The organism is Synechococcus sp. CS-1333 (assembly GCF_025128015.1).
Taxonomy (GTDB): domain Bacteria; phylum Cyanobacteriota; class Cyanobacteriia; order PCC-6307; family Cyanobiaceae; genus MW101C3.
On record NZ_JAHLYO010000020.1, the window covers coordinates 61464 to 86381 of the forward strand.

At 68.9% G+C, this 24918-nt stretch carries 23 protein-coding genes, 2 tRNA genes and 2 pseudogenes; 7 read left to right on the forward strand and 20 right to left on the reverse strand.

Annotation, left to right across the window (positions count from 1 at the left end):
• The first annotated feature begins 17 nt into the window (after positions 1-17).
• A tRNA-Arg gene (locus KQ303_RS09215) sits at positions 18-91 on the forward strand.
• A gap of 208 nt (positions 92-299) precedes the next feature.
• On the opposite strand, the gene KQ303_RS09220 is transcribed toward KQ303_RS09215, so the two are convergent.
• The 8 genes from KQ303_RS09220 to KQ303_RS09255 all read right to left on the reverse strand — a co-directional run bounded on the left by KQ303_RS09220 (position 300) and on the right by KQ303_RS09255 (position 10986).
• Positions 300-857, reverse strand: a complete 558-nt coding sequence (locus tag KQ303_RS09220) for an N-acetyltransferase (RefSeq protein WP_399233338.1) — start codon at positions 855-857, stop codon at positions 300-302.
• Positions 823-3870 carry a phosphoenolpyruvate carboxylase gene (gene ppc / locus KQ303_RS09225; protein ID WP_399233341.1) on the reverse strand — a complete coding sequence of 1016 codons (3048 nt, stop codon included), beginning with the start codon at positions 3868-3870 and terminating at the stop codon, positions 823-825. The genes KQ303_RS09220 and ppc overlap by 35 nt, the downstream gene beginning before the upstream one ends.
• Positions 3867-5027, reverse strand: a complete 1161-nt coding sequence (gene gshA, locus KQ303_RS09230; RefSeq protein WP_259730045.1) for a glutamate--cysteine ligase — start codon at positions 5025-5027, stop codon at positions 3867-3869. The genes ppc and gshA overlap by 4 nt, the downstream gene beginning before the upstream one ends.
• Positions 5024-6547 (reverse strand): anthranilate synthase component I family protein, encoded by a 1524-nt coding sequence (locus tag KQ303_RS09235; protein ID WP_259730046.1) that lies wholly within the window; start codon positions 6545-6547, stop codon positions 5024-5026. Before KQ303_RS09235 ends, gshA begins: the two co-directional genes overlap by 4 nt.
• Positions 6548-6636: 89 nt before the next feature.
• Positions 6637-7068: a photosystem I reaction center subunit II PsaD gene (locus tag KQ303_RS09240; protein ID WP_094514174.1), complete on the reverse strand. Its 432-nt coding sequence runs from the start codon at positions 7066-7068 to the stop codon at positions 6637-6639.
• Between the two features lie 137 nt (positions 7069-7205).
• Entirely contained in the window at positions 7206-8618 is a 1413-nt protein-coding gene (locus tag KQ303_RS09245) for a sensor histidine kinase (RefSeq protein WP_399233346.1), read from the reverse strand.
• Positions 8615-9889: a rod shape-determining protein RodA gene (gene rodA / locus KQ303_RS09250; protein ID WP_399233349.1), complete on the reverse strand. Its 1275-nt coding sequence runs from the start codon at positions 9887-9889 to the stop codon at positions 8615-8617. The genes KQ303_RS09245 and rodA overlap by 4 nt, the downstream gene beginning before the upstream one ends.
• 5 nt (positions 9890-9894) lie before the next feature.
• The gene (locus KQ303_RS09255) at positions 9895-10986 is read right to left on the reverse strand and encodes an Mrp/NBP35 family ATP-binding protein (protein WP_259730047.1); all 1092 of its coding nucleotides are present in this window, start codon (positions 10984-10986) and stop codon (positions 9895-9897) included.
• 172 nt (positions 10987-11158) lie between these two features.
• Here KQ303_RS09255 and hemF point away from each other — a divergent pair, with 172 nt between their 5' ends.
• On the forward strand, positions 11159-12244 hold the full coding sequence (gene hemF, locus KQ303_RS09260; protein WP_259730061.1) for an oxygen-dependent coproporphyrinogen oxidase: 1086 nt from the start codon (positions 11159-11161) through the stop codon (positions 12242-12244).
• Here the strand turns inward: hemF and KQ303_RS09265 are convergent.
• Complete coding sequence (locus KQ303_RS09265) at positions 12192-13028, reverse strand: dehydrogenase (RefSeq protein WP_259730048.1); 837 nt, start codon at positions 13026-13028, stop codon at positions 12192-12194. The two genes, hemF and KQ303_RS09265, sit on opposite strands and share 53 nt — an antisense overlap.
• Before the next feature lie 5 nt (positions 13029-13033).
• On the reverse strand, positions 13034-13588 hold the full coding sequence (locus KQ303_RS09270; RefSeq protein WP_094514160.1) for a cofactor assembly of complex C subunit B: 555 nt from the start codon (positions 13586-13588) through the stop codon (positions 13034-13036).
• Positions 13589-13642: 54 nt separating this feature from the next.
• Between KQ303_RS09270 and KQ303_RS09275 the strand changes: the two genes are divergently transcribed.
• Positions 13643-14326 (forward strand): ribonuclease D, encoded by a 684-nt coding sequence (locus KQ303_RS09275; RefSeq protein WP_259730049.1) that lies wholly within the window; start codon positions 13643-13645, stop codon positions 14324-14326.
• A gap of 103 nt (positions 14327-14429) precedes the next feature.
• Here KQ303_RS09275 and KQ303_RS09280 read toward each other — a convergent pair whose 3' ends face one another.
• Complete coding sequence (locus tag KQ303_RS09280; RefSeq protein WP_259730050.1) at positions 14430-14687, reverse strand: hypothetical protein; 258 nt, start codon at positions 14685-14687, stop codon at positions 14430-14432.
• Between the two features lie 36 nt (positions 14688-14723).
• Complete coding sequence (locus tag KQ303_RS09285; RefSeq protein ID WP_259730051.1) at positions 14724-15965, reverse strand: lipid-A-disaccharide synthase-related protein; 1242 nt, start codon at positions 15963-15965, stop codon at positions 14724-14726.
• A 45-nt stretch (positions 15966-16010) separates the two neighbouring features.
• Between KQ303_RS09285 and KQ303_RS09290 the strand changes: the two genes are divergently transcribed.
• Positions 16011-16081, forward strand: a tRNA-Cys gene (locus tag KQ303_RS09290).
• 96 nt (positions 16082-16177) lie between these two features.
• Here KQ303_RS09290 and KQ303_RS09295 read toward each other — a convergent pair.
• Together KQ303_RS09295 and KQ303_RS09300 are read right to left on the reverse strand one after the other, a co-directional pair.
• A complete protein-coding gene (locus KQ303_RS09295; protein ID WP_144037039.1) occupies positions 16178-16705 on the reverse strand; it encodes a hypothetical protein in 528 nt (175 codons plus the stop codon).
• 80 nt (positions 16706-16785) lie between these two features.
• Positions 16786-16944: a hypothetical protein gene (locus tag KQ303_RS09300; protein ID WP_158217486.1), complete on the reverse strand. Its 159-nt coding sequence runs from the start codon at positions 16942-16944 to the stop codon at positions 16786-16788.
• A gap of 58 nt (positions 16945-17002) precedes the next feature.
• Here KQ303_RS09300 and KQ303_RS09305 point away from each other — a divergent pair, with 58 nt between their 5' ends.
• Positions 17003-18010, forward strand: coding sequence for an aldo/keto reductase (locus tag KQ303_RS09305; RefSeq protein WP_259730052.1), 1008 nt, complete (start codon positions 17003-17005; stop codon positions 18008-18010).
• Positions 18011-18061: 51 nt separating this feature from the next.
• Here the strand turns inward: KQ303_RS09305 and KQ303_RS09310 are convergent, their stop codons facing one another.
• Together KQ303_RS09310 and purM are read right to left on the reverse strand one after the other, a co-directional pair.
• Entirely contained in the window at positions 18062-18694 is a 633-nt protein-coding gene (locus KQ303_RS09310; RefSeq protein WP_094514137.1) for a hypothetical protein, read from the reverse strand.
• 140 nt (positions 18695-18834) lie between these two features.
• The gene (gene purM, locus KQ303_RS09315; RefSeq protein WP_259730053.1) at positions 18835-19869 is read right to left on the reverse strand and encodes a phosphoribosylformylglycinamidine cyclo-ligase; all 1035 of its coding nucleotides are present in this window, start codon (positions 19867-19869) and stop codon (positions 18835-18837) included.
• 432 nt (positions 19870-20301) lie between these two features.
• Here purM and KQ303_RS09320 point away from each other — a divergent pair, with 432 nt between their 5' ends.
• Positions 20302-20853 carry a septal ring lytic transglycosylase RlpA family protein gene (locus KQ303_RS09320; RefSeq protein ID WP_094514131.1) on the forward strand — a complete coding sequence of 184 codons (552 nt, stop codon included), beginning with the start codon at positions 20302-20304 and terminating at the stop codon, positions 20851-20853.
• A gap of 84 nt (positions 20854-20937) precedes the next feature.
• Positions 20938-22512, forward strand: a complete 1575-nt coding sequence (locus KQ303_RS09325) for a bifunctional pantoate--beta-alanine ligase/(d)CMP kinase (RefSeq protein ID WP_259730054.1) — start codon at positions 20938-20940, stop codon at positions 22510-22512.
• Positions 22513-22607: 95 nt separating this feature from the next.
• Here KQ303_RS09325 and KQ303_RS09330 read toward each other — a convergent pair.
• The 4 genes and pseudogenes from KQ303_RS09330 to KQ303_RS09345 all read right to left on the reverse strand — a co-directional run.
• Positions 22608-23069, reverse strand: a pseudogene (locus KQ303_RS09330) (low molecular weight protein-tyrosine-phosphatase); the annotation flags it as partial.
• Between the two features lie 5 nt (positions 23070-23074).
• Complete coding sequence (locus KQ303_RS09335; RefSeq protein ID WP_094514128.1) at positions 23075-23713, reverse strand: HEAT repeat domain-containing protein; 639 nt, start codon at positions 23711-23713, stop codon at positions 23075-23077.
• 2 nt (positions 23714-23715) lie between these two features.
• The gene (locus tag KQ303_RS09340; RefSeq protein WP_259730055.1) at positions 23716-24576 is read right to left on the reverse strand and encodes a HEAT repeat domain-containing protein; all 861 of its coding nucleotides are present in this window, start codon (positions 24574-24576) and stop codon (positions 23716-23718) included.
• 212 nt (positions 24577-24788) lie between these two features.
• Positions 24789-24918, reverse strand: a pseudogene (locus KQ303_RS09345) (phycocyanin subunit alpha); the annotation flags it as partial.

The window sequence follows — 24918 nt, forward strand, 5'->3', positions numbered from 1 at the left end:
CCCACAGCGCCGTACACGGGCATGTAGCTCAGCTGGATAGAGCATCAGATTCCGGTTCTGAGGGTCGGGGGTTCGAATCCCTCCATGCTCGCTTCATTCATTCACTGACATCTCTCCAAGGTCTGCAGGCAGGACTCCCTGCCGATGAGCGCCGGGATTGGTGCCCACTGGTGTAACAGGCCTCCGGCATGGCACTCCACGGGTTCTGACGGAAGCCAGAAGCCGGTGTCGTCACAAAGCGGATGTCCACCAAACCGGTGCCGCCACAAGGCGACCCTCCCCCACACCAGTGGCGGGTGTCACTCGGCCATTGGCCGCGATGATGCCCCGTCGCCGGCGGGGGCCGGCGCCTCCACCTCCGTCTTGAGGCCCAGACCCATGGCGCGGATGCCACCGGGATCCACCAGAAACCCATAGCGGCGCAAGGCTGGCAAGGCCTCCGGTGGGGCCGCCACCGAGATGCTGCAACCGCTGAGCTCACGGCGCAGGCGGGAGAGGGCGGCATGCACCAGCACGGTCAGCACCGCTTGCTGCTGTTCGTCGCCGGGGGTGGCTGCCAGGTCCCAGAGGTTCGCGTTCAGCGCCTGATCGCTGGTGGCGCGCACGAAGCCCACCAGCTCGCCGGCGGGGTTGCGCACGCTCAGCTGCCAGGCGCTGCGCAGGAGCACCTGCGCCAGCTTGGCCTCACTGCGCTGCGGTTCTCCGCAGGCCATCAGCAGGAGGTTCAGCTCACTGGGGTGGGGGGAGGGCTCACTCTCCAGGACGTACCCATCAGGGAGACGCGGCACGGCCGGTTGGTTGCGAAACGGGATCAAGCAGCGTTCAACCCGTGTTGCGCATGCCGGCGGCGATGCCATTGATCGTGAGCAGGGCGCCGCGCAGCAGCTCACTGCGGCTGTAGGTGCGCCCATCGGTGGCGGCATCGCTGGCCACTTCACTCATCGGCGGCTGGCGGTGCTGGTCGCGCAGACGGCGCAGCAGGGCCACCTGCAGGAAGCCCAGCGGAATGATCGTGCGGTTGCGCAGGTCGACCGAAAGCTGCAGGGCCGGATCACCATCCAGCAGGCGGGTGTGTCCGGAGATCTTCAGCACCAGATCCCGGGTGAGCGTGAACTCGGCGGCGATCACCTCGAAGATGCACTCGAAGGCGTCGCGGTGGCTGGGCCGGCCCAGAGCCTGCACGTAGTGATGGGCCAGATCGAGATCCACCTTGGAGAGGGTCATCTCCACCTTGGAGATCAGCATCCGGAAAAAGGGCCAGCGCTGGTAGAGCAGCTTCAGCAGCTCCAGCTGGTCGGGGTCGTGCTCCAGCTCCTCCTGCAGCGCCGCCCCCACACCGAACCAGCTCGGCAGCAGGAAGCGGCTCTGGGTCCAGCCGAACACCCACGGGATGGCCCGCAGGCTGGACAGGTCCTTGGCGCCGCTCTTGCGGCGGGCCGGCCGGCTGGAGATCTGCAGCTTGCTGATCTCCTCGATCGGGGTGACCTGCTGGAAGAACTCCACGAGGTCGGGGTTTTCGTGCACCAGCTTGCGGTAGTGCTGACGGGAGCGGGCACCGAGGCGGCCCATCAGCTCGTTCCAGGCGGGGGTGTCATCGAGGCTGCTGCTCACCAGGCTGTTTTGCAGCACGGCGGTGGTCATCGTCTCGAGGTTGTAGAGCGCCAGCTCGGGCAGGGAATACTTCGAGGCGAGCACCTCGCCCTGCTCGGTGATCTTGATGCGGCCATTCATAGTGCCGCTCGGCTGGGCCAGGATCGCCTGGTAGGCGGGGCCGCCGCCGCGTCCCACCGAGCCGCCGCGGCCATGGAAGATGCGCAGCGCCACCCCGTGCTGCAGCGCCAGCCGCTGCAGGCCGATCTGGGCCTTGTGGATCTCCCAGTTGCTGGAGAGAAAGCCGGAATCCTTGTTGCTGTCGGAGTAGCCGAGCATCACTTCCTGCAGGGCCCTGTCGGCTTCGCCATTGCTGGCGAGCAGCTGCAGGTAGAAGGGTTCGCTGAACAGCCGCTCCATCACGGCCGGGGCGTGCTGGAGGTCTTCGACCGTTTCGAACAGGGGCACCACCAGCAGCGAGGTGCGCACCGCCTTGGGATCGACCAGCCCGGCCTCCTTGGCGAGCAGCAGCACCTCCAGCAGATCGGAGGCCGTGTGCGACATCGAGATCACGTAGCTGCGGCAGATGCGCGTGCCGAACTCCCGCTGCAGCCGCTCAAGCATGCGGAACACCGCGAAGGTTTCGGCCGTGGCCGGGCTCCAGCCGGCGGCGGCGGGCAGCAGCGGCCGCCGCGTCTGCAGCTCCTGCAGCAACCAGGCGACGCGCTCGTTCTCGGCCATCTCGCCGTAGGGCACCGGCAGCTGGAGGTAGCGGCTCAGTTCGTCGAGGGCATCGCTATGGCGGGTGCTCTCCTGGCGGATGTCGAGGGTGGCGAGGCTGAAGCCGAAGATGTGCACCTGGCTCAGCAGCTTGCGCAGCGGCTCACAGCTCAGCCCGGTGGTTTCGAGGCTGTCGCGCAGGAGCTCCAGATCGGTGCGCAATTCATCCACGGAGGCGTAGTGGAGGTCTTGCGGGGCGCTGGCGATCGGCCCGGTGCCGATGGTGAGAGCCGGCGGGAAGGAGCCGGCATCGCAGGGAGCCTCCCAGCCCGCCTCCGCCAACTGCTGGTTGCGGCGGTGGGTGAGGCGCAACCGCTCCAGGGTGTAGCTCAGCTTCAGCCGGTAGGGTTCCAGCCGGTAGCGGGCAGCCCGTTCGTCGTAGATCTCGGGGAAGCGCAGCCGATCCATCTCCAGGGATTCCAGCAGCGGAGCGCTCACCTGGCTCCACTGCATCGAGATGCTGAGTTGATCGCGCAGGTCCTGGACGGCGCTGATGTAGCGCTCGATCATCAGCTGCCGCTGATAGCAGGCAGTGCGCCAGGTGATGTCCGGCGTGACCGAGGGGTTGCCGTCGCGATCAGCTCCCACCCAGGAGCCGAAGGTGCAGAAGGCGTCGCGGGGGGGCTCCACATCCGGGTAGCTGCAGCCCAGGGCACTGTGGATGCGCTGGCGCAGCAGCGGCATGGCGTCGAACAGCACCTGCTGGAAGTAATGCAGGGCGTAGTCGACTTCGTCGAGCACCGACGGCTTGAACTGGTGCAGCTCATCGGTGCGCCACCACAGCCGGATCTCCTCCTCCAGCTGCAGCCTGAGGCTGCGCTCGTCGTGCAGATCGCTGGGGCTGTTCACCTGCAGCCGGTGGATCAGGCTCGCCACCCGCCGCTGCTTGTGCCGCACGGTGTGGCGCACGATCTCGGTGGGGTGGGCAGTGAACACCAGGCGGATGTCCAGTTCGCGCAGCAGGTTTTCCAGCTGGGCAGGGGGCACGTTCAGCCCCCGCAGGCGGGTGAACAGCTCGCGGAAGGTGGCCGGATCGGTCTGGCTGGCGAGCGGCGGCGCGAACGGATCGGGGATGGGGTTGGTGGTGCCCTCCTGGAGGCTGGCCAGGTAGCTGTCTTCCTCGATGTGCTGCTCGAGGATGTTGACCAGCTGGAAGTAGAGAGAAAAGGCGCGGGCCGCGGCGATCGCCTCCGCCAGGTCCATGTCCCTGATCAGCTGCACGATCGCTGCGCTGGTGGCGCTGGCCGTCAGGGCGTTGGCGGGATCGCTGAGATCCTTCATGCGCAGCAGCCGTTCCGCCTGCTCGGGCGGGCACTCGCTGCGCAGCACGGTTTTCCAGAGGTCTTCCACCAGCTCCAGCCGCTCACCGAGCAGCCGGGTGACCCGCGGGGCAGGCTGCGCCAGGCCGGCCTCCATGACGCCGTCTTCGCGCATGGGTGCAGGGGCGGACAGGGACTGCCGCATGAGGACGGAGCCAGCAGAGGACGCTCCCATGATCATCCCAAAGGGTGCAGGGCTTCTGTGTTGAGCGGTGCCGGATCCCACGTGCGTTCCTGCTCTTCCATCCAGACCACCTCGCGGCTGAGGATCGCCTCGATCGATTCGCCCTGCCGGTGCAGCGCCAGCCAGCGGATCGCCTGGTTGCCGTCCCGCAGCACCGCCTCCAGCGGCAGCAGCCAGGGGGCGAGGCCGCTGCGTTCGGCCAGGGGCCACAGCGCATCGATCTCCCGCCGCAGCCAGGCGCGAGCCGTGATCGTTTCGCCGCTGCGCCAGTCGCGCAACTCACTGTCGAGGCTCCGGCGCGCGGCGGCCTGATCGTTGGCATCGGCCAGCTCCGCCAGGGAGTCAGGGCTGAGACGGCTGGCGAGCAGGGGGTCGTGGGCGTCGGGGTCGTCGAGCAGCTGCCACAGGCGCAGCTCGGCGAAGGCGGTGATCGCCAGCAGCAGCCGGGGATCGCTGATCAGATCACAGATCCGGATCTCCACCCGGTTGAGCCTGTGGGGACGGTCGTCGCCGTTGGGCCGCACGGAGGTCCAGAGGTGGCGGATGTTGCGCATCGTTCCCGCCGCCAGCTGCTCTTCCATCCATCGGATGTAGTGCCCGTGATCGAGAAACAGGGGCACCTGCTCGGGGGTGAGCGGAAACTGCAGCCATCGCTGCGAATGGGCGCCGGTGGCGACGCCATCGAGGAAGGGGCTGCTCGCACTCAGGGCCAGCAGCAGCGCCGCCTCGCAGCGCAGCAGCCGGCAGGCGGCGAACAGGGGATCCATCGCCGTGAGGCCCAGGTTGATGTGCACGCTCGCGGTCACCACCCGGGTGCCGTAGGCCGAGGCGATGAAGCCGTGGTACGGGTTGCTGGGGTCGGAGCGCTCGAAGCGCCGGCTGTCCCCCAGGCTCAAGGTGCTGCCCGGCAGCAGGGTGAGGCCGCGGTCCTGCAGCCAGTGCCGCAGCCGTCGGCGGGGCTCCAGCAGCAGCGCCAGCTGGCGGGCGTAATCGGCGTCCGGTTCGGTGATGTATTCGAGATTGCGGTGATCCGGTTCGGTCACGAAGCCGCTGAGGGCCGCGGCGGCCTCAGCCGCCACCCCCACCACACGGCCGTCGGAGCGGCCGGTGAACAGTTCCACCTCGAACCCCTTGGTCAGCAGGGAGGCGCTCATGGCCGTTCCTCGCCGAGGCAGGCCAGCGCCTTGAGCAGGCCGCGCGCCTTGTTCAAGGTTTCCTCGTACTCACTGGCGGGCTGGGAATCCGCCACCAGGCCGGCTCCCGCCTGCACCTGCACCCGCCAGCCGCCGTCCGGGTGGGGCAGCACCACCATCGTGCGGATCGTGATCGCGGTGTTGAGCGCACCGCTCAGGTCCATGGCGCCGTAGACGCCGGAGTACGGGCCTCGGGCATCGGGTTCAAGGGCATGAATCAGCTGCATCGCCCTGATCTTCGGGGCGCCACTCACGGTGCCGGCGGGGAAGGAGGCCTTGAGCAGGTCCCAGATGTCCTTGCCGGCGGCGAGCACGCCCTCCACCTGGCTGACGATGTGCATCACGTGGGAATAGCGCTCAATCACCATCAGCTCCGTGACCTTGACGCTGCCGGGTGCGCAGACCCGGCCCAGGTCGTTGCGGCCGAGATCCACGAGCATCACATGCTCGGCCCGCTCCTTGGGATCGGCCAGCAGGTCGCGCTCGAGCTGCTGGTCTTCGCTTTCATCGGCGCCGCGGGGGCGCGTGCCGGCGATCGGCCGCAGCGAGGCCTTCACCCCTGCCGCCATCGGCTCGGCCTTCACCATCACCTCGGGGCTCGAGCCGATCAGGTGCCAGCCGCCGAAGTTGAAGAAGGCCATGTAAGGGGAGGGGTTCACCATCCGCAGGCTTCTGTAGATGTCGAACGGATCGCGGTGCATGCGGGTTTCCAGCCGCTGGCTGAGCACCAGCTGGAACACGTCGCCGGCGGCGATGTGCTCGCGGGAGGCCCGCACGGCGGACTCGAAATCCTCCCGGCTGCGGTTGCTGGTGGTGGGGAGCGTCCTGGTGGGCTCCGATTCCCAGCGCAGCGGTAGGACGCTGCTGGGCAGCGGAGCATGCATGCGGGCTTCCAGCGCCGAGATGCGCACCACTGCCGCCGTGTAGGCCTGCTCGGGATCGCCCCCCTGGCTCAGGTCGGCGTAGGCCACAGCCGTGATCTGCCGCTTCACCTGGTCGAACACCAGCAGGCTGTCGGCCAGCATCCAGCAGCCATCGGGCGGGCCATGCGGATCGCAGGGATGCACCGGCACGCTGGGCTCGATCCAGCGAATCAGCTCGTAGCCCCAGAAGCCGAACAGCTGCCCCACCGGCGGCAGGCCGGGGATCGGGCTGGTATGGAGGCCGGCCAGGCCGTCGCGCAACAGCTCGAAGGGGTTGCCTTCCAGCGGCTCGCAGCGCCCATCACGCCAGAGGCGCTCGGCGCTGGCACCACGCACCGTGAGCGTCCAGAGGGGGTCGGTGGCAACGAAGCTCCACCGCCCCACCCGCTCGCCGCCCTCAACCGACTCCAGCAGCACCCCATGGCTGCTTGTGGTGCCCACCTTCAACCAGGTGGTGAGAGGCGTTTCGAGGTCGGCTGGCCAGCGGTCCCACAGGGGGATGAAGGTGCGGCCTGAGCTGGCCTGAGCGAGAAAGGCGTCGCGATCGGGAAAGGGCATCGGGCCTACGGCCGGGCAAAAAAAACGGGGCCACCGGCCCCGCCTTTCTAAGTGTTGTTTGCGCGAGGGATTCAGCGCAGGTCAGAGCTTCAGCTGTCGAAGGTGTTGCGGCCCGAGAACTTGATCGAGGAAGGGTCGGGGTTCTGGCCGATGCGGCGGGCGTTGTGGTTCACCATTGGGCGGCCTTCGTTGACCTTCTCGGGAAACACACCATCTTTCGGGTGCAGATACTCGGTGTCACCGCCAGGGAAGATACGGTAAACCTTGTAATCCTCGATTCTGGGTTTGAACTTGGTGCGCAGCTGCGTACCGAGGGCGAGGCACTGTTCCTTGCGGGCGAAATACATGATGTTCTCCCCTTCGTTCATCTCGGCGGCACCACCTGTGGGCAGCTCGAAGGGCTGGGATTTGGAGCTGGTCCAGGTGATCGCGTACTTCTCCTCAGTTTCAGCCGAGTTGAGCAGACCGCCGGTGCTGCCGATGTACTTGGGAAGTTGACCGCTCAGCGCCGTTGCTGTCATGGCTGTGGGGGGAGGGGAGTCTGCAGGGGTCTGAGGGGTGCTCAGAAGCCGTCCGCCGACCATTTCGGCTGGAAGCTAGCACTGTCATTTCAGCCAGACCGTCTCTCGGCGCCTGGTCTTCACACCCGTCAACAAAGTCAGGCGGGTTCGCGTGGCGGAGGCGCGGTCGCCCCCTGGTTGGCGAGGGGAAAGAACACGGTCAGGCCGCTGCCGGAGCGTTCGGTCAACCGGCCCCCCAGGCTGCGGAAGAGGTCCTGAGTGGCCTGCCGGCTGAGCTGCAGGCTGCCGGTGAGCGGATCCCAGCGCAGCACCGGTCCGACGGTGGCGGTGGATCCCCGCCCCCCGGACTTGTCTCCGTCAGGCTCACGGCCGCCGCCGGCTTCATCGCAGCTCAGCTGCAATTTCAGCCGTGATCCCGCCGGTTGCAGGCGGATCCGCACGGTGGTGCCCCCCGGCAGGCTGCGGCTGAACCGGTCGATCAGGCCGCCCAGCATCGTTTCCAGGCGGCTCGGATCGCTGAGCACCGGCGGCATCGCCTCGGCCACCTCAAGCTGCAGCGTCAGGCCGCGCCGTTCCAGCTGCCGCTGCCAGAGCCCTGCCAGCTGGTGCAGCAGGGCCGCCAGATCGGTGCGGGCGAGCTGTTGCTGCTGCCGCGGCTGACGCTGCAGCTCGGCGGCATGGAAGATCAGACCGAAGCGATCGATCTGTTCGCTGCATTCGCTGTCGATCTGCTGCAGCCGCTGCTCCACCACGGCGGGCAGGTCGCGGCGGCGCAGTAGGGAGCGGATCAGGGTGCGGATCGTGGCCAGGGGCGTGCGCACCTCATGGGTGAGGGCTTCCAGCAGGGCCAGCTCGCTGGAGCGTTCGGCCTGGTGATCGTTGCCGGCTCCCGTGGCCACCAGCGGCTGAAGCGTGACACTCGGCGCCATGGCGGCCAGCTGTTCCCCCAGCCGCGGCCAGAAGCGCAAGGCCATGCCCTCGTCGCTGCGCAGCTGGCCCAGCCGCTGCAGAGCGCTGCGCAATTGCAGACCCGCCTGCGGAGCCGTGTCCTGAAGCCGCTGGTCCACCAGTTGCAGGGCGGCCGAGAGGGTGGCGGGATCGAAGCGCAGCACAAAGCGGCGGCGCGGGGGCTCCCCCTCCAGGGCCATGGCCACCTGCAGGTCGGGGGTGATCAGCAACAACAGCGGATCGGTGCCGTCGTCGTCCCGCAAGATCAGGCGTTCGAAGGCGGCGGCCTTCCCTTCCGCCGCCGGCGGGACGGCGCCGCGCGGATCCGGAAGCAGTGCAACCGGCGGCTGCAGCAACGACCCCACCGCCGCCGGGGTCCACACCCATCCCTGCAGCTGTCGCAGGAACGCTGGCTCGTAGAGAGCCGGCAGGGGCGAGGCCAGCCAGACGCCGCGAAGCGGCTGGAGCGCGGGCAGGAAGTCGTTCTGCAAGGTGGCCAGGGCCGCCCACCATTGCCGGCGCATGCCGTCCTCGTCGGCGCGCCCGGGCGGCACCCCTTCGGCCAGCCTCTGCCTGATCTGCGCCAGGCTCGGGGAGGTCACCAGTGGCTCTGCTGGTGGCGGCTGTGGCGGTTCACCGAGGCGCAAAGCCCCAGCGCCAGGAAGTTCACCAGCAGGGAGGAACGCCCGTAGCTCATCCAAGGAAGGGGGATGCCGGTGACCGGCCCCAGCCCGATGGTCATGTTGATGTTCACCACCACCTGGAACAGAACCATGGCGCCCACGCCGATCACCACCAACGACTCGAAATCGGTGCGGGCCTTGCCGGCGATCTGCAGCAGGCGCCACATCAGCACACCGAAGCCGAGCAGCAGCAGCATCGCACCCACGAAACCGAGCTCCTCGCCGAGGGCGCTGAAGATGAAATCCGTGTGCTGCTCGGGGATGAAACGCAGTTTGGTCAGCTGACCGTGCATCAGGCCGGTGCCCCAGAGCCCGCCGGAGCCGATGCCGATCTTGCTCTGAAGCAGGTGGTACCCCCCACCGAGGGGATCCTTGGATGGATCGAGAAACAGCACCAGCCGGTCGCGTTGGTAGGCCTTCAGCCCATGCATCCAGAGGTAAGGGGTGATGGCCGCAAACAGCCCCTGCACCGCCAGGGTGATCGCCACGCCGGTCCAGCGCCACGGCAGCGAGCGATAGGCGATCAGGCCCATGAGCGGCAGCCAGATCACAAGCGCCGGTGGGAGTGTGCCCGCCAGAATCGCTGCCACCAGCGGTGACAGCAGCAGCACCACCCAGCCCAGCGGCATGCCGGCCCAGAACATCATCACCAGCAGAACGGCGGCGAACACCAAAGAGGTGCCCAGGTTGGGTTCCAGGAACACCAGGGTCCAGGGAATCAGGAACACCCCGGTGGGCCTGATCAGATCCACCGGTCGCTCGATCGGGTAGCGCGACAGCACACCGGCGAGCAGCAGGATCGCGCCGAGCTTGGCGAACTCCGAAGGCTGCACGTGAAAGCCGCCGATGTTGATCCAGCGCTGCGCCCCGAGGGCGTAGGTGCCTATCAATCGCACGCTGATGAGGCTCACCACGGTGAGGCCGTAGATGGGCAGCAGCAGCGCCCTGAGCCGCTCCAGCGGCACCCGAGACAGCAGGGCCGCCAGCACCAGGCCCACCCCTCCGGTGATCCAGTGCTGATACCAGTCGGCGAATTCGGCCTGGCGCTGGGTGCTGGCGATCAGGATGCCGGCCAGGAAGGTCATGGCCAGGGGGATGCCCCACAGCACCAGATCGATCTCGTGAAACGGCGATCGCCGTTGGGGCCGCCGCGCCGAGAACATGCTCTGCCGCCCTTTGGGCAAGCCCATCACGCTCAGGCCGGGGTCAGGCTCGGGCTGGAGAGGCTGTGCGCCAGGGCGCGGAAGGCCTGGCCCATGGCGGAATCCGGCCGGGCCACCACCACCGGCAACCCCTGATCACCGGCCTCCATCACGCTCATCTCCAGGGGAAGTTCCGCCAGCAGGGGCACCTCGGCTTCGGCGGCCAGGGCGGCGCCGCCACCGCTGCCGAAGATCGCGTAGCGGGCCTCCGGCCTGTCGGGAGGAATGAACACACTCATGTTCTCCACCACGCCCAGCACCTTCACCCCCATCTGCAGGAACATCGCCAGGCCGCGGCGCGCATCCTGCAGCGACACCTTCTGGGGTGTGGTGACGATCACCACGCCGGCCATGGGCACGGCCTGGGCGAGGGTGAGCTGGGCGTCGCCGGTGCCGGGTGGCAGGTCGACCACCAGCACGTCGCGTTCGCCCCAGTTCACCTGATACAGAAACTGGCGGATGATGCCGTTGAGCATCGGTCCACGCCACACCACCGGCTGGTTCTCCTGGATCAGCAAGCCCATCGACACCAGGCCGATGCCGCAGGTGTCGATGGGTGTGAGCACCTGCTGGTCGCCGCTGCCGCTCACCTCAGGGGTGCGGTCGGCCACGCCCAGCATGGTGGGGGCATTGGGGCCGTAGATGTCGGCGTCCAGCAGGCCCACCTTCAGGCCGCTGGCGGCCAGGGCGCAGGCCAGGTTGACGGCCACCGTGCTCTTGCCGACACCGCCCTTGCCGCTGCTGACGGCGATCACCCGCTTCACCCCGGGGATGCCCTGGCGCTCGGGCAGCTGCCCCGGGGCCGCCGAGGCGCCATGGCCATGGCCGTGCCCCGCGCTGGAGGCGGGCTGGGCCAGCTCGATCTGGACGTCGTCGATGCCATCAAGCGCCAGCAGGGCTGCCCTCGCTGCGCTGGCGATCTGCTCCCGCTGGCTGGTGGCGTAGCCGGGAAGGGCGAGTCGGAACAGGGCGCGGTTGTCCTGGGTGCGCACCTGGCTGATCCAGGCCAGTTCCAGCAGGCTGCGGCCGGTGCCCGCGTCGCAGAGGGCCTGAAGGGCTTCGCGTGCCTGATCGGCGGTGGCCATCCGGCTGACTGGGCAAAGAGGGTGATCTTAGGCGCCGCTCCCATGACAGACCCTCTCGAAGGCTTGTCTGGCGGGGCGACAGGCTGGAATGGTGTTCAGGTATCGGGCGCCGTTTGCGGCGAAGGGATTGGTGGCGGAGCAGGGAGTGGCCAGGCAGGGCGGGCCGGAGCCGGTGGGAACCCAGTCCCCCGGCCCAGCGGGCACAGCGACGGCCCCCGGGCCAGAGGGCACGGCGACGGCACCCCCCGCGGATTCACGCCAGCGCGCCAGACAGTTGCTGATGGGCCTGCAGGACAGAATCTGCGCGGGACTGCAAGCCCTGGACGGCGAGGGAACCTTCAAGGAGGAAAGCTGGGAGCGCCCCGAAGGCGGGGGAGGTCGCTCGCGGGTGATGCGCGAGGGCCGTGTGTTCGAGCAGGGCGGTGTGAACTTCTCCGAGGTGGAGGGTGACAACCTTCCCCCGTCAATCCTCAACCAGCGGCCCGAGGCCAAGGGGCAGCACTGGTTTGCCACCGGCACCTCAATGGTGCTCCACCCCCGCAACCCCTACGTTCCCACCGTCCACCTCAACTACCGCTATTTCGAGGCCGGCCCTGTGTGGTGGTTCGGCGGCGGCGCCGACCTCACCCCCTACTACCCGTTCCTGGAGGACGCGCGCCATTTCCACGGCACGCTCAAGGCCGCTTGCGACAGCGTCGACCCGGCCTATTACACGGTGTTCAAACCGTGGTGCGACGAATACTTCCACCTGAAGCACCGAGGCGAGACCCGCGGCATCGGCGGCATCTTCTACGACTACCAGGATCCGGGCGGCATCCTCTACAAGGGGCAGGATCCAGCCGGCCCTGCCGCTGCCGTCAGCAAGGCCCTGGGGCCCTGCAGCCACGGCTGGGAGCAGCTGTTCCGCCTGGCCGGAGCCTGCGGCAATGCCTTCCTGCCCAGCTTCATCCCGATCGTGGAGAAGCGCAATGGCCTTCCCTACGGCGAGCGAGAGCGGCAGTTCCAGCTCTACCGGCGCGGGCGCTACGTGGAGTTCAACCTGGTGTTCGACCGCGGCACGATCTTCGGCCTGCAAACCAACGGCCGCACCGAGTCGATCCTGATGTCGCTGCCGCCGCTGGTGCGCTGGGAATACGGGTATGTGCCGGAGCCCGGCAGCCGCGAAGCGCTGCTCACCGAGCTGTTCACCCGCCCGCAGGAGTGGCTCAGCGATCCATCGCTGGAGGAACGCTGCCGACCCCGACAGGCTGTGGACTGAGCGGAGCCGTCCCGGGCCCGCCAGGACTGGGCGTGAGACCCGCCTCGATGGCCTGCACCACCCGGGCGGCGATGGCCTCCAGAGTGGCCTGGCGCCGGTAGGGGTCGCGCAGCGCGGCTTCCAGGGGCCCTTCCAGCTTGCCGATCTCAAGGATGGCGATGCCGCGCCGGGGCGCCCCCAGCCCCTGGCGGAAGCGGGCCGGAAACCCGCCGAAGGCACCGGCCAGTGCTTCGTCGAGGCGGCTGAGTGGCTGCTGCAACGGCGGGATCAGGCCGGAGCCGAATCCATCGGGGCCGTAGGCATCGAAGTGGATCTCGACCGCATAGCCGCCGCGGCGCACGTGCTCGCGGCCCACACTCCAGTTGGTGCGGGGATCGTCGCCGTTGACGATCGTGCGGAGCGGGGGGTCGTAGAAGCCGATCGCCAGACCACGCTGCTGGCCGAGCCGTGCCACCTCCTGGGCTACCGCCAGGTTCCAGAAGAGCTCGTCGCGGATCTCCGCCTGCATCGGGGCCGCCCCGAACAGGGCCACGGCCTCACCCGGTGTGCCGGCGCCGGCGATGCCCTGGGAGTCGGCGTGGCCCGCCAGCACCAGGACCGGCGTGCCGGGGGCGAGCGTGCGGGTGCCCACCCAGTCTTTGCTGAGCCGGGTGCGGGGACCGGTGAGAGGATCATGGCCGGCCAGGGCCGCCGGCACCGGCAGCGTGGTGGTGATCACCAGCGCCAGCAGGCCGAACCGGGGCAGCAGCGATCCGGGCCAGCGCGTCGGGGCTAGGCAGTGCATGGGGATCAGATCGGGGAGCTGAGCAGGGCACCGTCGCTGGCCAGCTGCAGGCGGGGGCCCATCTCCAGTTCCAGGGCGATCAGTTCATCGCGGTGGGCCCGCAGCTGCAGGCTGCTGCCGGAGGCCTCATCGCCGCTGATCAGACGCAACTCGACCTGCTCCTGCCGGTTGGCCCGCCGCCGGTAGACCACCCCCGCCAGTGGGCCTGCCGCCACCAGCAGCAGTGGCCAGCCGCCCAGCACCGGCAACAGCTGACGCAGCACCAGGCCGAGGCAGGCCCCCCCCACCGCCGCCAGCAGGGACAGCAGCAGCGCCAGATTGGTGCTGGCGGCCACGGTGCCCTGGAAGCGAAGCACCCGCCGCTCGGCATCGCCGCTGTCGGTGCGCCAGCCGCGCTGCAGCAACCACTGGCTCAGGCCCTCCAGCACCTCCACCGGCGGGCGGGGCGAGTGCACCTCCACCACCGTGGTGCGGTCCTTGCTGGCGGCCCGCAGGAAGAACACCAGCCCGATCGCCAGCAGAACGGTGAGCAGCAGGGTGGAGCCCAGGGCAGGGGGCATGGGGAGCGGGCCGTGTGTGGCGGCCATTCTCTCCCAGTCCCCCGGCGGGCGACGATGACGACCGTCGCTTCGCCTTCGATGGGTTCCTCCGCCTCCGCACCCGCCCGCTTCGCCGTCTTCGATGGCGACCTCGACGAGGAATGGCTGGGGCTGTATGCCGCCGCGCCCGCTCTGGCGGTGGATACCGAAGCCATGGGGCTGGTGCACGGCCGTGACCGCCTCTGTCTGGTACAGATCGCCGACGACGAGGACAACGTCTGCTGCATCCGTATCGCCCGCGGCCAGAAGGCGGCGCCGCGTCTGCAGCAGCTGATGGAAAGCCCCACGATCGAGAAGGTGTTCCATTTCGCCCGCTTCGATGTGGCGGCCCTGGGGGAAGGGCTCGGCATCGCTGTGGCGCCGCTGTTCTGCACCAAGGTGGCCAGCCGCCTGGCCCGCACCTACAGCTCCCGCCATGGCCTCAAGGAGGTGGTGCAGGAGCTGGTGGGTGTGGAGCTCGACAAGCAGGCCCAGAGCAGCGACTGGGGACGGGTGGAGGAGCTCGATGAGGCCCAGCTGGCCTATGCGGCCAACGATGCCCGCTACCTGCTGCCCGCCTACCGCCGCCTGAGCGCGATCCTGGAGCGCGAAGAGCGCCTCGAGCTGGCGCAGCGTTGCTTTGCCTGCATCCCGGTGTTCGCCGACCTCGACCGCAGCCGCTTCGGCTCCGTGTTCGAGCATTCGGCCCAGGGTCGCTGAGGGTTCGCACGCCCAGGGCCGATGAAGGGCTGCCCGCACAAAGCCGTTGAGGCGCCCCACGACCAAGGTCGCTGAAGCCCTATCCGCCCAGCGCCGGTGACGTTCAGTCCTCGTCGAGGAAATTGGATTCCGAAGGCTTGGCCACCAGCAGCTCATCCAGCAGCCGGCCCTGGCTGAGGGCATCGGCACGCGCCGCCTCGATCAGTCGCTTGGCGATCACCACTCTGCCGGCGGCATCACGCACCTCCTCCCGTGCCGCCTGCAGATCCACCCGCCGCCGGGCGGAGGAGATGCTGATGCCCAGCAGGGTGGCCAGGTTGCCGGTGGCCACCGCATAGGCCCGATTGGGCGGAACTGGCATCAGGGGGGTGCGTAGGGAGTTGACCCCATCCTCGCCTCAGCCCCGGCCCCCTGCCAGCAGCTGGCGTTCGAGCAGGGCCGCCAGTCGCTCGCTGCCGCCGGCGCTGCCCATGCGGCGCCGGCCGATCTGGCCCAGCCGGCGCATGCCGACTGGATCCTGCAGCAGCTCCCTCAGGCGACGGGTCAATGCGCCGGGGCTGGCGCACACCTGCACCGCTCCCCCCAGCAGCCGGCTCTGCCGGCGCGCGAAGGCCCGCTTGAACTGCGGGCCAGGACCCGGCAATGACAGGGCTGGCAGGCCGAGCCCCACAAATTGTTCGGTGGCCGTGCCCGCCGTGGCCAGGCCAAGCTCTCCCCACCCCGCCCAGCGTGGAAAGCAACCCCGGCCCAGCAGCAGCACCATCGCGCCCCGCCGCCAGGCCTGATCGGCGCCGCTGCCGCCGGGCACGGCTACAGGCTGGAAGCCATGCGCCCGCAGCGCTGGCCCGAGCTGCTCCGGCGCCGGGGTGGCACCGATCGGGCAGAACACCAGCGTGTCGTGCTCTGCAGCCAGCCCCTGAAGGGCAGAAAGCAGCCGCTCGAAGTTGCGGATCGCTTCCGGCAGACGGCTGCCGCACAGCAGCACCAGCCGCCGGCTGGAGGCCAGAGCCGCCGGCAGGGCCGTGGGTGCCAGCCCATCCATCATCGGGTTGCCCGGAGCCAGGGCCGGCACCCCATGGCGGCGCAGCCCCCGGGCGGTGAGCCCATCACGGACCGCCACCAGCCGGCAGCGCCGCGAGCCCATCAGCGCCCACTCCCAGGGATCCCACTCGCTGCCTTTGCAGCGGTGATAGCCATCGGCCAGGCCGTTGTGGCCCGGGCCGCTGCGCCAGGTGTAGTCGCTCTTGGGGGTGCCGATGAAGGCGAACGGTGCCCCGCTGCTCCAGGCCAGGGCCAGGGGGAGCAGGTCTCCCACAGCGAGCAGGGGCTGGTGGGTGCGCCCCCAGCGGCGCACCGTCTGAAGGTGGCCCCAGCTGAGCTGGGGCAGGCCGGCGACGAGGTCCTGAACCAGCCCGGACAGACTCTGGTTGCTGAAGCCGCCGCTGGGCAGCCGTTGGCGGGGGCCGATGCGCTGCAGGGCGCCGGCGGCTTCGGCCGCGGCAAAGCACTGCCCTTCTCCCACCAGGGGCAGAACGCACACGCCCAGGCCCGGCTGCCGCTGCTGCAGGGCCTCGATCACCTTGAGCGCGATCAGATCCTCCCCATGCCCGTTGCTCAGGACCAGCAGACGGGAGGGCATGCCGTGGCTGATACGATCCGGTCCAGGGAGTTTGCTCCCCCATGCGGCGGCATGGCCAAGTGGTAAGGCAGAGGATTGCAAATCCTTTACCCCCAGTTCGAATCTGGGTGCCGCCTCTTTATTCAGTCAACCGTTAGCTCCTCGCCCCGCCATGAGGCGTGGGTGCCCGGGGATTCGGCAGGGTGCAGGTCACTGGTGCGGTAGCAGCGTCGTCAGAAGCTGGCCTGCGCTTGCCAGCGCTCTCCGCTGAAGGATGTGCCTTCGCAGCTCAGTTGCAGTTGCTCCACCTTGCAGCGGCCCCGCACCGGCCAGGCCTTCGGCAAGCTGGTCGCCAGCCCACGGCCGTCGAAGCCGCTTTCGCTGATGCTGCCGATCTCCGTTTCGATCGGCCCCTGCAGGCGGCAACGGCCCTGACGGCATTGCAGCGGCTGGCTGCCCGGCGTCAACACCCCCGCAAACGTGAGCTGGTGGCTCACTGCCTCCGCTTCCGGCAGGAAGAAGCGGATGCTGAGCGACCCACGGGCGCGTTGTTCCAGCTGGATCGACGTGCAGGCCACTGCCGGCGCCTCCGCCAGGTTGGCGCGGCAGGTGTCGGGTGCTTTGCGCAGCCGGCCGAAATCGTCGCCCGGCTCAGCGGCTCGGACGACCGAAGGGAAGGAACCGCCCAGCGGGGCGGCGGCGAGTAACGCCAAGGAGAGACGGGCCGCCCATCGGCCCGCCACGTTCAACGGAGTTTGCACGGCTCAGGGGCGGGATGAACCCCATTGTCTGTGCTGATCCGGGGGAGCGGCCGGAGCAGAAGCGCCGGCCAACGCGTGGATCAGTAGCCGGAATCGGCCACGCAGGACCCCTGGCAGGCGATCCCGTTGCTGGCGGTGCGCCCGCAGTGCTGGCACAGCACCGGTTCGGCAGGGGTGGAATCAGCCACGGCCACGGGAGGCTCGGGGCTGGGCTCGGGCAACCGGCCGCCTGGCTGCATGACGCACTACAGCAACGAACCACGATCATGGCCACCAGCCCGTGGAGAACGTGGAGCCATGCAGGAGCGGAGTTCCTTCCTCGAGCCTGCTGCACCGGCAGCGGCGGTCCCAGCCATCGGCGTGGGCACCTGGGCCTGGGGCAACCAGTTTCTGTGGGGCTACCAGCCCGAGCGGCACGACGCCGAGCTGGAGGCCACGTTTCAGCGGGCGGTGGCCCAGGGCTTCCGGTTCTTCGACACCGCCGACTCCTATGGCACCGGCCGGTTCACGGGCCGCAGCGAAACCCTGCTCGGCCGCTTCGCTGCGGCCCTGCCACCTGGCGAGCGGGAGGCGTTGTGCCTGGCCACCAAACTGGCCCCCTTCCCCTGGCGGCTGGGCCGCGGCGGTTTCGGGCGTGCCTTCGATGCATCAAGCGAGCGCCTGCGAGGCAAGCTCGACCGGGTGCAACTGCACTGGAGCACCGCCCGCTACGCGCCCTGGCAGGAGGGGCCCCTGCTCGATGGACTGGCGGATCGGGTGTTGGCCGGCGCTGCCACCAGCCTTGGGGTGTCGAACATGGGCCCGCAGCGCCTGCGCCGCGTGCACCGGCACCTGGCCGAGCGGGGGGTGCGGCTGGCGAGCCTGCAGGTGCAGATCTCGCTGCTGGCACCTGAGGCCCTGGCGCCGGGGGGCGTGGCGGACTGTTGCCGCGAGCTCGGCGTCGAGCTGATCGCCTACAGCCCACTCGCCCTGGGGCTGCTCAGCGATCGCCACCGGGCTGGCGAGAGCTGGCCGGCCGGCCCGAGGGGTGTGCTGTACCGCCGCTTATGGCCACGGATCACCACGTTGCTCGAGGCGATGCGGGCGGTGGCCCATGCCCGTGGGGCCCAGGTGGCAGAAGTGGCGCTGAACTGGTGCCGCGCCCACGGAGCCATGCCGATCCCCGGCCTGCGCACGCCGGCGCAGGTGGATGGCGCGGCAGCGGCGCTGGCCTGGCAGCTCACAACTGCTGAACGCCGCGAGCTCGATCGGCTGGCACTGGCCCTGCCGGGGCGCATGCCCGCCAATCCCTTTCAGAGTGCCTGAACCCAAGCGCTCCAGAACGGCGGGCGATGGATGAACAGGCCCCCTGGGGGCTTACGCCGGTGAGGCATCGGGTGTGAGCACCACCGGCATGGCGGCAGGCCGGGTGACGCGCACCAGCACCGGGGCGGAGCGTTCCTCCGATTCGTCCTCGTCGGCGATGTCGTCCGCTTCAGCCAGAGCGGAGCCGTCGTCGCCGCCGCAGGCGGCCATCGCCTCCTGCAGGAGGGAATCGAAGGTTGAACCTGGCAGCCGATGGCGAGCCATCTCCAGGAAGGTACGGGCCAGGGATTCGCCCACGGCGGCGCGCAGGGCGGGGTTGTTGCGGCGCTGTTCGAGCTCTTCGGTAAGGGCCTGAATGAAGCGCTCGGTCACATCCCGTTTGGTGCCGGCCCGGATCACGGTTTCCTGCTCCAGCGGGCTGAGCGAGGCCTGCAGTTCAAGTTCCTTCAGGCGGTTGTTGAGACTCTCGAGGATGTCGCGGGCTTCCTTGAGCACGTGGCCCAGCTGGCCATCCGAGAGGCGCGGTAGATCCGCCACATACACCTTGCCGTAGTCCCTCAGGGTGAGAAAGGTGGGGCGGATCGGGGGTCGGGAGAAGCTTTCGCCGTGGCGACGAGGCGGCACGGGAGCCAGAGGAGGAGCGGAGCTGCGGCGACGGGTGATGCGACCGGGGTTGGGAATCATGGACAAAGAGAGTTATCGACGAAGACGTGGCTCCTGCTGGCTCCAGAAGGCCTGGGGAGCATGTGAAGCGAATCGTGTCACCTGCTCGACGACCGATCGCGGATAAGCCGAATCCAATTTGTCATTTCTGGCAGGCGGTGTCAGTACGGCAACCCCCCAAGTGGACGGTTGCTTGCAGAGCCCTCTGCCACTACTCCCAATGGCCAGGCCGCCTGGCCGATGGCGGCGCACACGGCAAGCGCATCAGGCAGGGCCGCTGGCGGTACCACCAGCACGAATCCCACCCCCAGGTTGAAGGTGTTCCAGAGGTCTTCTTCCGGGATGCTGCCCTGTTCCTGCAACCAGCAGAACAGCGCAGGCCGCTCCCAGCTGGCGGGATCGATCACTGCGTGCAGGTGTGCCGGCAGGGCGCGTGGCAGGTTTTCAGGCAGTCCGCCGCCGGTGATGTGGGCCATTGCCCGGAGCGGTACCCCGGCACTCAGCAGGGCCTTCACTGCGGCGGGATACAGCTGGGTGGGCGTCAGCAGGGCCTCGATCACCGGCGCGCCGCTGCCGGGCAGCCGCGTTTCACTGCTGGCCCCTGCCGCCTCCAATACCCGTCGCACCAGGCTGAAACCGTTGCTGTGGACGCCACTGCTGCCCAGGGCGATGAGGCGATCACCAGCGCTGACCTGCCGCCCATCGATGAGTGCGTCCTCTTCCACGACCGCCACGCAGAACCCCGCCAGGTCGTAGCGACCGCTGGGGTAGAAGCCGGGCATCTCGGCGGTTTCCCCACCCAGCAGGGCACAGCCGCTCTGACGGCAACCGTCGGCGATGCCTTCCACCACGGCCGCCATGGCCTCAGGACTCAGCTTGCCGGTGGCGATGTAGTCGAGAAAGAACAGAGGCTCGGCGCCGCTGGTGACCACGTCGTTCACGCACATGGCCACCAGGTCGATGCCCACGTCGTGGTGACGGCCATGGGCCTGCGCCAGTTCCAGCTTGGTGCCCACGCCATCGGTGCCGGAGACGAGAAGCGGCTTCTTCAGCCCGGCCGGCAGCCGGCACAGCCCTCCAAAGCCGCCGAGGTTCCCCACTACCTCAGGCCGGCGGGTCGAATCCACGCTGCTGCGGATGCGCTCAACGAAGGCGCGACCGGCGACCACATCCACCCCTGCACTGCGGTAGTCCATGGCTCAGGTCCTTCAGGGCGGGCGATCTCCGCTCCGATCCTCCGATGCAGCGGGACAGATTGCGCTGAATGCGGTGCCGCTCGCGACCGGCGGGCGCCATTTCCGGTAGACGCTGGGTCGATTGGCACAGGAAACCATCAGCGGCGCTGATCGGGGTGATCGGGTTCGCTGATCATTGCCTGGGTGGTGGTGGTCAGGAAGTGCAGACAGTGACAGGGATGTCGGCTTTGATGATTGTTCCTGATCATTTTCTTCGGCGTATTCCTGGCCGAACTGCACTGAAAAGACAGCCTAACTTTGCCGGGCCGTTACTTCTGCCCAGGAATTCCCCTCGTCTGCTCGATGCTCCAGGTCGTTACCTGGCGCGGAGAGCCAAAGAAATTTCCCAATTCTCATTGGCGATTTCTTTCACCCAGGGGCGTTCCGAGCGTTATGCAACCTTCCTTTTCCCTTGGCGCCATCGCCTTTCTGCTCTCCGGCAGCAGCCTCGCCGTACCGGCTCTGGCTGATTCGACCCTTTCCCACAAGTCCCCCCTGCTGGCTTCGGCCCAGGTGAGCCAGCCCACGGTCCAGCTCGAAACCAGCACTGACGTGGCCATCCGGGAAGTGCAGAGCGAAGTCGCTCCCGAACCCGAAGTGCGCCCGGTTGTTCCCGCCCCTGTCGCCCCAGCTCCCCGCGCCCCGCGCGTCGTCAACGTGAGCAGCGGCAAAGCCAGCTGGTACGGCCCCGGCTTCTTCGGCAATCGCACCGCCAACGGCGAGGTGTTCCGCCCCGGCACCATGACGGCCGCCCATCGCACCCTCCCCTTCGGCACCAAGGTGCGGGTCACCAACCTCAACAACGGCCGCACGGCCGTGGTGCGCATCAATGACCGTGGCCCCTTCACCGGCGGCCGCGTCATTGACCTCGCCCACGGAGCCGCCCAGCACCTGGGCCTCGTGGCCAGCGGCCTCGCCCCGGTCCGCCTGGAAGTCCTGCGGTAGGTCTTCCTCTTCAACACCCCTTCAGAGGGGTGCATAGGCCCCATCCGAGAATCCCTCGGTTGGGGCCTTTCGCTTGTGGAGCCGGTGCGCCTGCTGAGAACTCGCCGGGAGCTGCAGCATTGGTGCGGCACCCCCTCCACCCGGAACGTGCCCCTCCACTTCGTGCCCACCATGGGGGCGCTTCACCCCGGCCATCTCTGCCTGATCGGGCGGGCCGGCCAGCCGGTGACCGCGCCGGATGGCCGCCGCCACCAGCCACGCGTGCTGGTGAGCCTGTTCGTCAACCCGCTCCAGTTCGGCCCGGGCGAGGACTTCCAGTCGTACCCCCGCACATTGGAGGCCGATCGTGCTTTGGCTGAGGCGGCCGGAGCAACGGCGTTGTTCGTGCCCACGGCCGAAGAGCTCTTCCCCGGTGGTGACGCAGGCCTCACCCGCGTGTGCCCGCCGCCGGCCTTGCTTGCCGGCCTCTGCGCCCGGCACCGCCCGGGCCACTTCGAAGGGGTGGCCACGGTGGTCTGCCGTTTGCTGGGTCTCATCCGCCCTGAGCAGCTCTGGCTCGGCGAAAAAGACTGGCAACAGCTGGTGGTGCTGCGTCGGGTGGTGGCCGATCTCGGGCTGCCGCTGCAGGTCCGCGGCTGTCCCACCTGGCGTGAAGCCGATGGCGTGGCCGGCAGCTCCCGCAACCGTTATCTCTCCCCTTCCCAACGCCTGCAGGCTGCGGGCCTGCCCCGGGCGCTGGAAGTCGGCCGGGCTCTGGTGGCCGCAGGCGAACGCAGCGCCGCCGTGGTGCAGCAGGCGGTGTGCCAAGGTCTCGAGGCTGCCGCCCTTGCGGTGGAGTACGCCGAGCTGGTGGTCCCCCAGACCCTGGCGCCGGTGACCCAGCTCCGCGCCATGGCTCTGCTCGCCGTGGCCGTCCGTTGCGGGCCCAGCCGCCTGATCGATCACACCGTTCTGATGACCCGTCTCCCGATCGTCGCCATCGACGGCCCCGCTGGCGCCGGCAAGAGCACAGTGACCCGCGCCTTCGCCCGGCGGCTGGGGCTGATCTATCTCGACACCGGCGCCATGTACCGCGCCGTCACCTGGTGGGTGCAGCGCCAGGGGGCCGATCCTGCCGATGCCGCGGCTGTGGCTCCCCTGCTCGAGGCCCTGGAGCTTCGCCTCGACAACGGCCCCGGCGGCGAACCGTGCGTCACCATCAACGGCACCGATATCACCACGGCGATCCGCAGTCCGGATGTCACCGCTCAGGTGTCCGTGGTGGCGGCCCATGCCTGTGTGCGTGAGGCGCTCACTCGTCAGCAGCAGGGCATGGGGGAGCGCGGCGGCCTGGTGGCCGAAGGCCGCGACATCGGCACAGCTGTATTCCCGGACGCCGAGCTGAAGGTGTTCCTCACGGCCACCGTGGCGGAGCGGGCGCGTCGCCGGGCGCTCGATCTGGCGGAGCGGGGCTTCGCTGTACCAGCAGGCGCGGAGCTGGAGGCGCAGATCGCCGAACGCGACCGGCTCGATTCGACCCGGGCTGTTGCGCCCCTGCTCCAGGCCGAGGATGCGGTGGAGGTGATCACCGATGGTATGGCGATCGAAGCGGTGATCGAACGGCTGACCGAACTGTTTCGCGAGCGGGTGCCGGAAGAGGCATGGCCGGATCCGGCCTAAGCCGCGCTGGCTCCGTTTCCAGCTCCATCGCCTGGGTCGTGTCCACCGGCGGCGGCGCCTCCACTGGCAGAGCCACCCTCGCCGCCACTGGCGTCGAGGTGTGCCAACAGTCCGGCGCAGGCGTCATCCAGAAGGTCGAGCACCTGCTCGAATCCCTGACTCCCGCCGTAATAGGGATCGGGCACGTGGCTGGCGCTGTGGCGGCGGCAGTAGGTGGTGAGTGGGGTGACCGTGGCTCTGTGGTTCCCGTCGCCGGCCAGGGCACGCACGGCGGCCAGGTTGTCCTCATCCATCGTGAGGATGTGGTCGAACCGGTCCAGATCGCCCCGTTCGAGCTGGCGGGCCCGGCTGGTGAGCAGGATGCCGCGCCGCTCGGCAGCGGCGCGCATGCGCGCATCGGCGGGATGGCCCACATGCCAACCGCCCGTGCCGGCGGAATCCACAGCAAAGGCGTGCGAGAGCCCGGCCTGCTCCAGTTGGCTGAGGAACACCCCTTCTGCCGCCGGGGAGCGGCAGATGTTGCCGAGGCAGACAAACAGGACACGGGTGGGAGCCATCGCCATCAGCCAGACAGATTGTCGAGCGCCAGCCTGGCGCGCAGACGCACCACCAAGGTGTCTTCCGAAGCCGGCGCGGCCAGTCCCTCCAGCTGCGCCAGCCCGCGCACGCGCTGTTCAGCCGCAAGAGGATGGGGCAGCAGTTGCTCCAGGCTCACCACGACGGCATAGCGCACCACCCATTCCGGATCGGCCGCTCCAGCCAGCAGCCCCGTGAGACAGCGCTGCCAGATGGCGCTGCGCTCCTCCTGCGGCAGGCTCTCCAACCGCAGCTGGCCGAGCCCGCGGGCCGCCGCGCGCCGCACGCTCGGCCCGATGTCTTCAGCAAGGGCCTCCTCCAGCACCGCCAGGCCGCGGGGATCACCGATGCCGGAGAGGGCGCGCACGGCCCAGGCCCTGGCGCCGTAGTTGTAGCCGTCGATGTTGGTCAGCAGGGGCTCCACGGCAGCGGTGCCGAGGGCGACCAATCCCTCCACCGCCGCCACCGCTGCCCCGGGATTGTTGAAGCCCAGCACTTCCACCAGATGGACAGCAGCCTCTGGATGGCAGGCCGTCGCCAGGGCGCGGGTGGCCTGCAGCAGCCCGACGGGGCTGTCGGCCTCCTTGAGGTTGCGAATCAGAACGCTCGGATCAGCAGATGACATGGTCAGAGCAGGTCGTCCATCACTGCCAGCACAGCGGTGGTGGCGGGATCGGACACGGCGGGCGGCTGCAGGTTTTCCGCCAGCCCGCGCAAAGCGATCAGCTTGAGGCTGTTTTCGGCCAGGGTGCGGCGAATCGGCTCCAGCGCAGGCCGCCAGCCGGCAGCTCCCAGATCCATCAAGGCGGCGCGCCGCACCTGGAGTTGGGGATGATCAAGCAGTTCCACCAGCTGCTCGCCCCAGCGATGGTCGCCAGTGAGCTGCAGCAGGGCGCGGCAGGCGGCGCTGCGGATCAACGGCCGCTCATGCGCCACGAACGGCTCGATCACCGCCAGCACGGTGGGCGTGGCCTGCCCAAGCGACCCAAGGGCTTCCAGCAGCGCTTCGCAGGGTTCCTGCAGCCGACTGCTGGCCGGCTGCACGGCCCCGGCCACGGCGGGACCGCTGGCGAGCCGTCGGCAGAGAGTCTCCACCGCGGCGGTGGCTCCCAGCTCACCGAGGGCCCGGGCTGCGGCTTCGCGCAGCCCGTCGTCCTCATCGTCGAGCGCTTCGATCAGGTCGGTGACGGCGTCGGCAGAGCCGAGCTTGCCCAGGGCGCGGGCGGCGTTGCGGGCGACGGCATTGTGCTCCACCCCGGCGTCCAGCTGGCGGGGCTGGCGCTGCCTCAGGGCCACGCACAACAGGGGCACGGCGTCGGGGTGGCGGCTGCGCATGCGACCCAGCCACCAGGCGGCGTAATACTGCAACGACTGGTCTTCGCTCTGGCGGAGCCGCCGCAGGGCCTCCGCTTCCGAAATCGGTGCGCCACCGCCTGTGGCGGCAGGGTCTGAGAGGGGTGTGTCGATGGTGGATCCGGCGACATCCATGGCCGCTGTGTGTCGGGTTCGCAAAGGCAGGCGGGTGGCCTGCCTTTGCCGGAAGAACAACCGGACCGGTGTCCGGTGGCCCTGCCTGAGCCTGCCGGCGTCAGCCAGGCAGATTCAGGCAGGCGCATGAAAAAGGAGGCCGTGAGGCCTCCGTTGCGCCGATGGCAAGCGAGGAGAGAATCCTCGGTTGCATCGTTGAATCCGCGAGGGATTCAGACGAGGGCGTTGATGGCGTAGTCGATGTAGTTGTTGGCGATGACACCGGGGTCGCCGGAGACGCCGTGGTTGGCCTTGATGTAGTTCAGGGCTTCAACGTACCAGGAGGGGGAGAGCTCGAAGGCA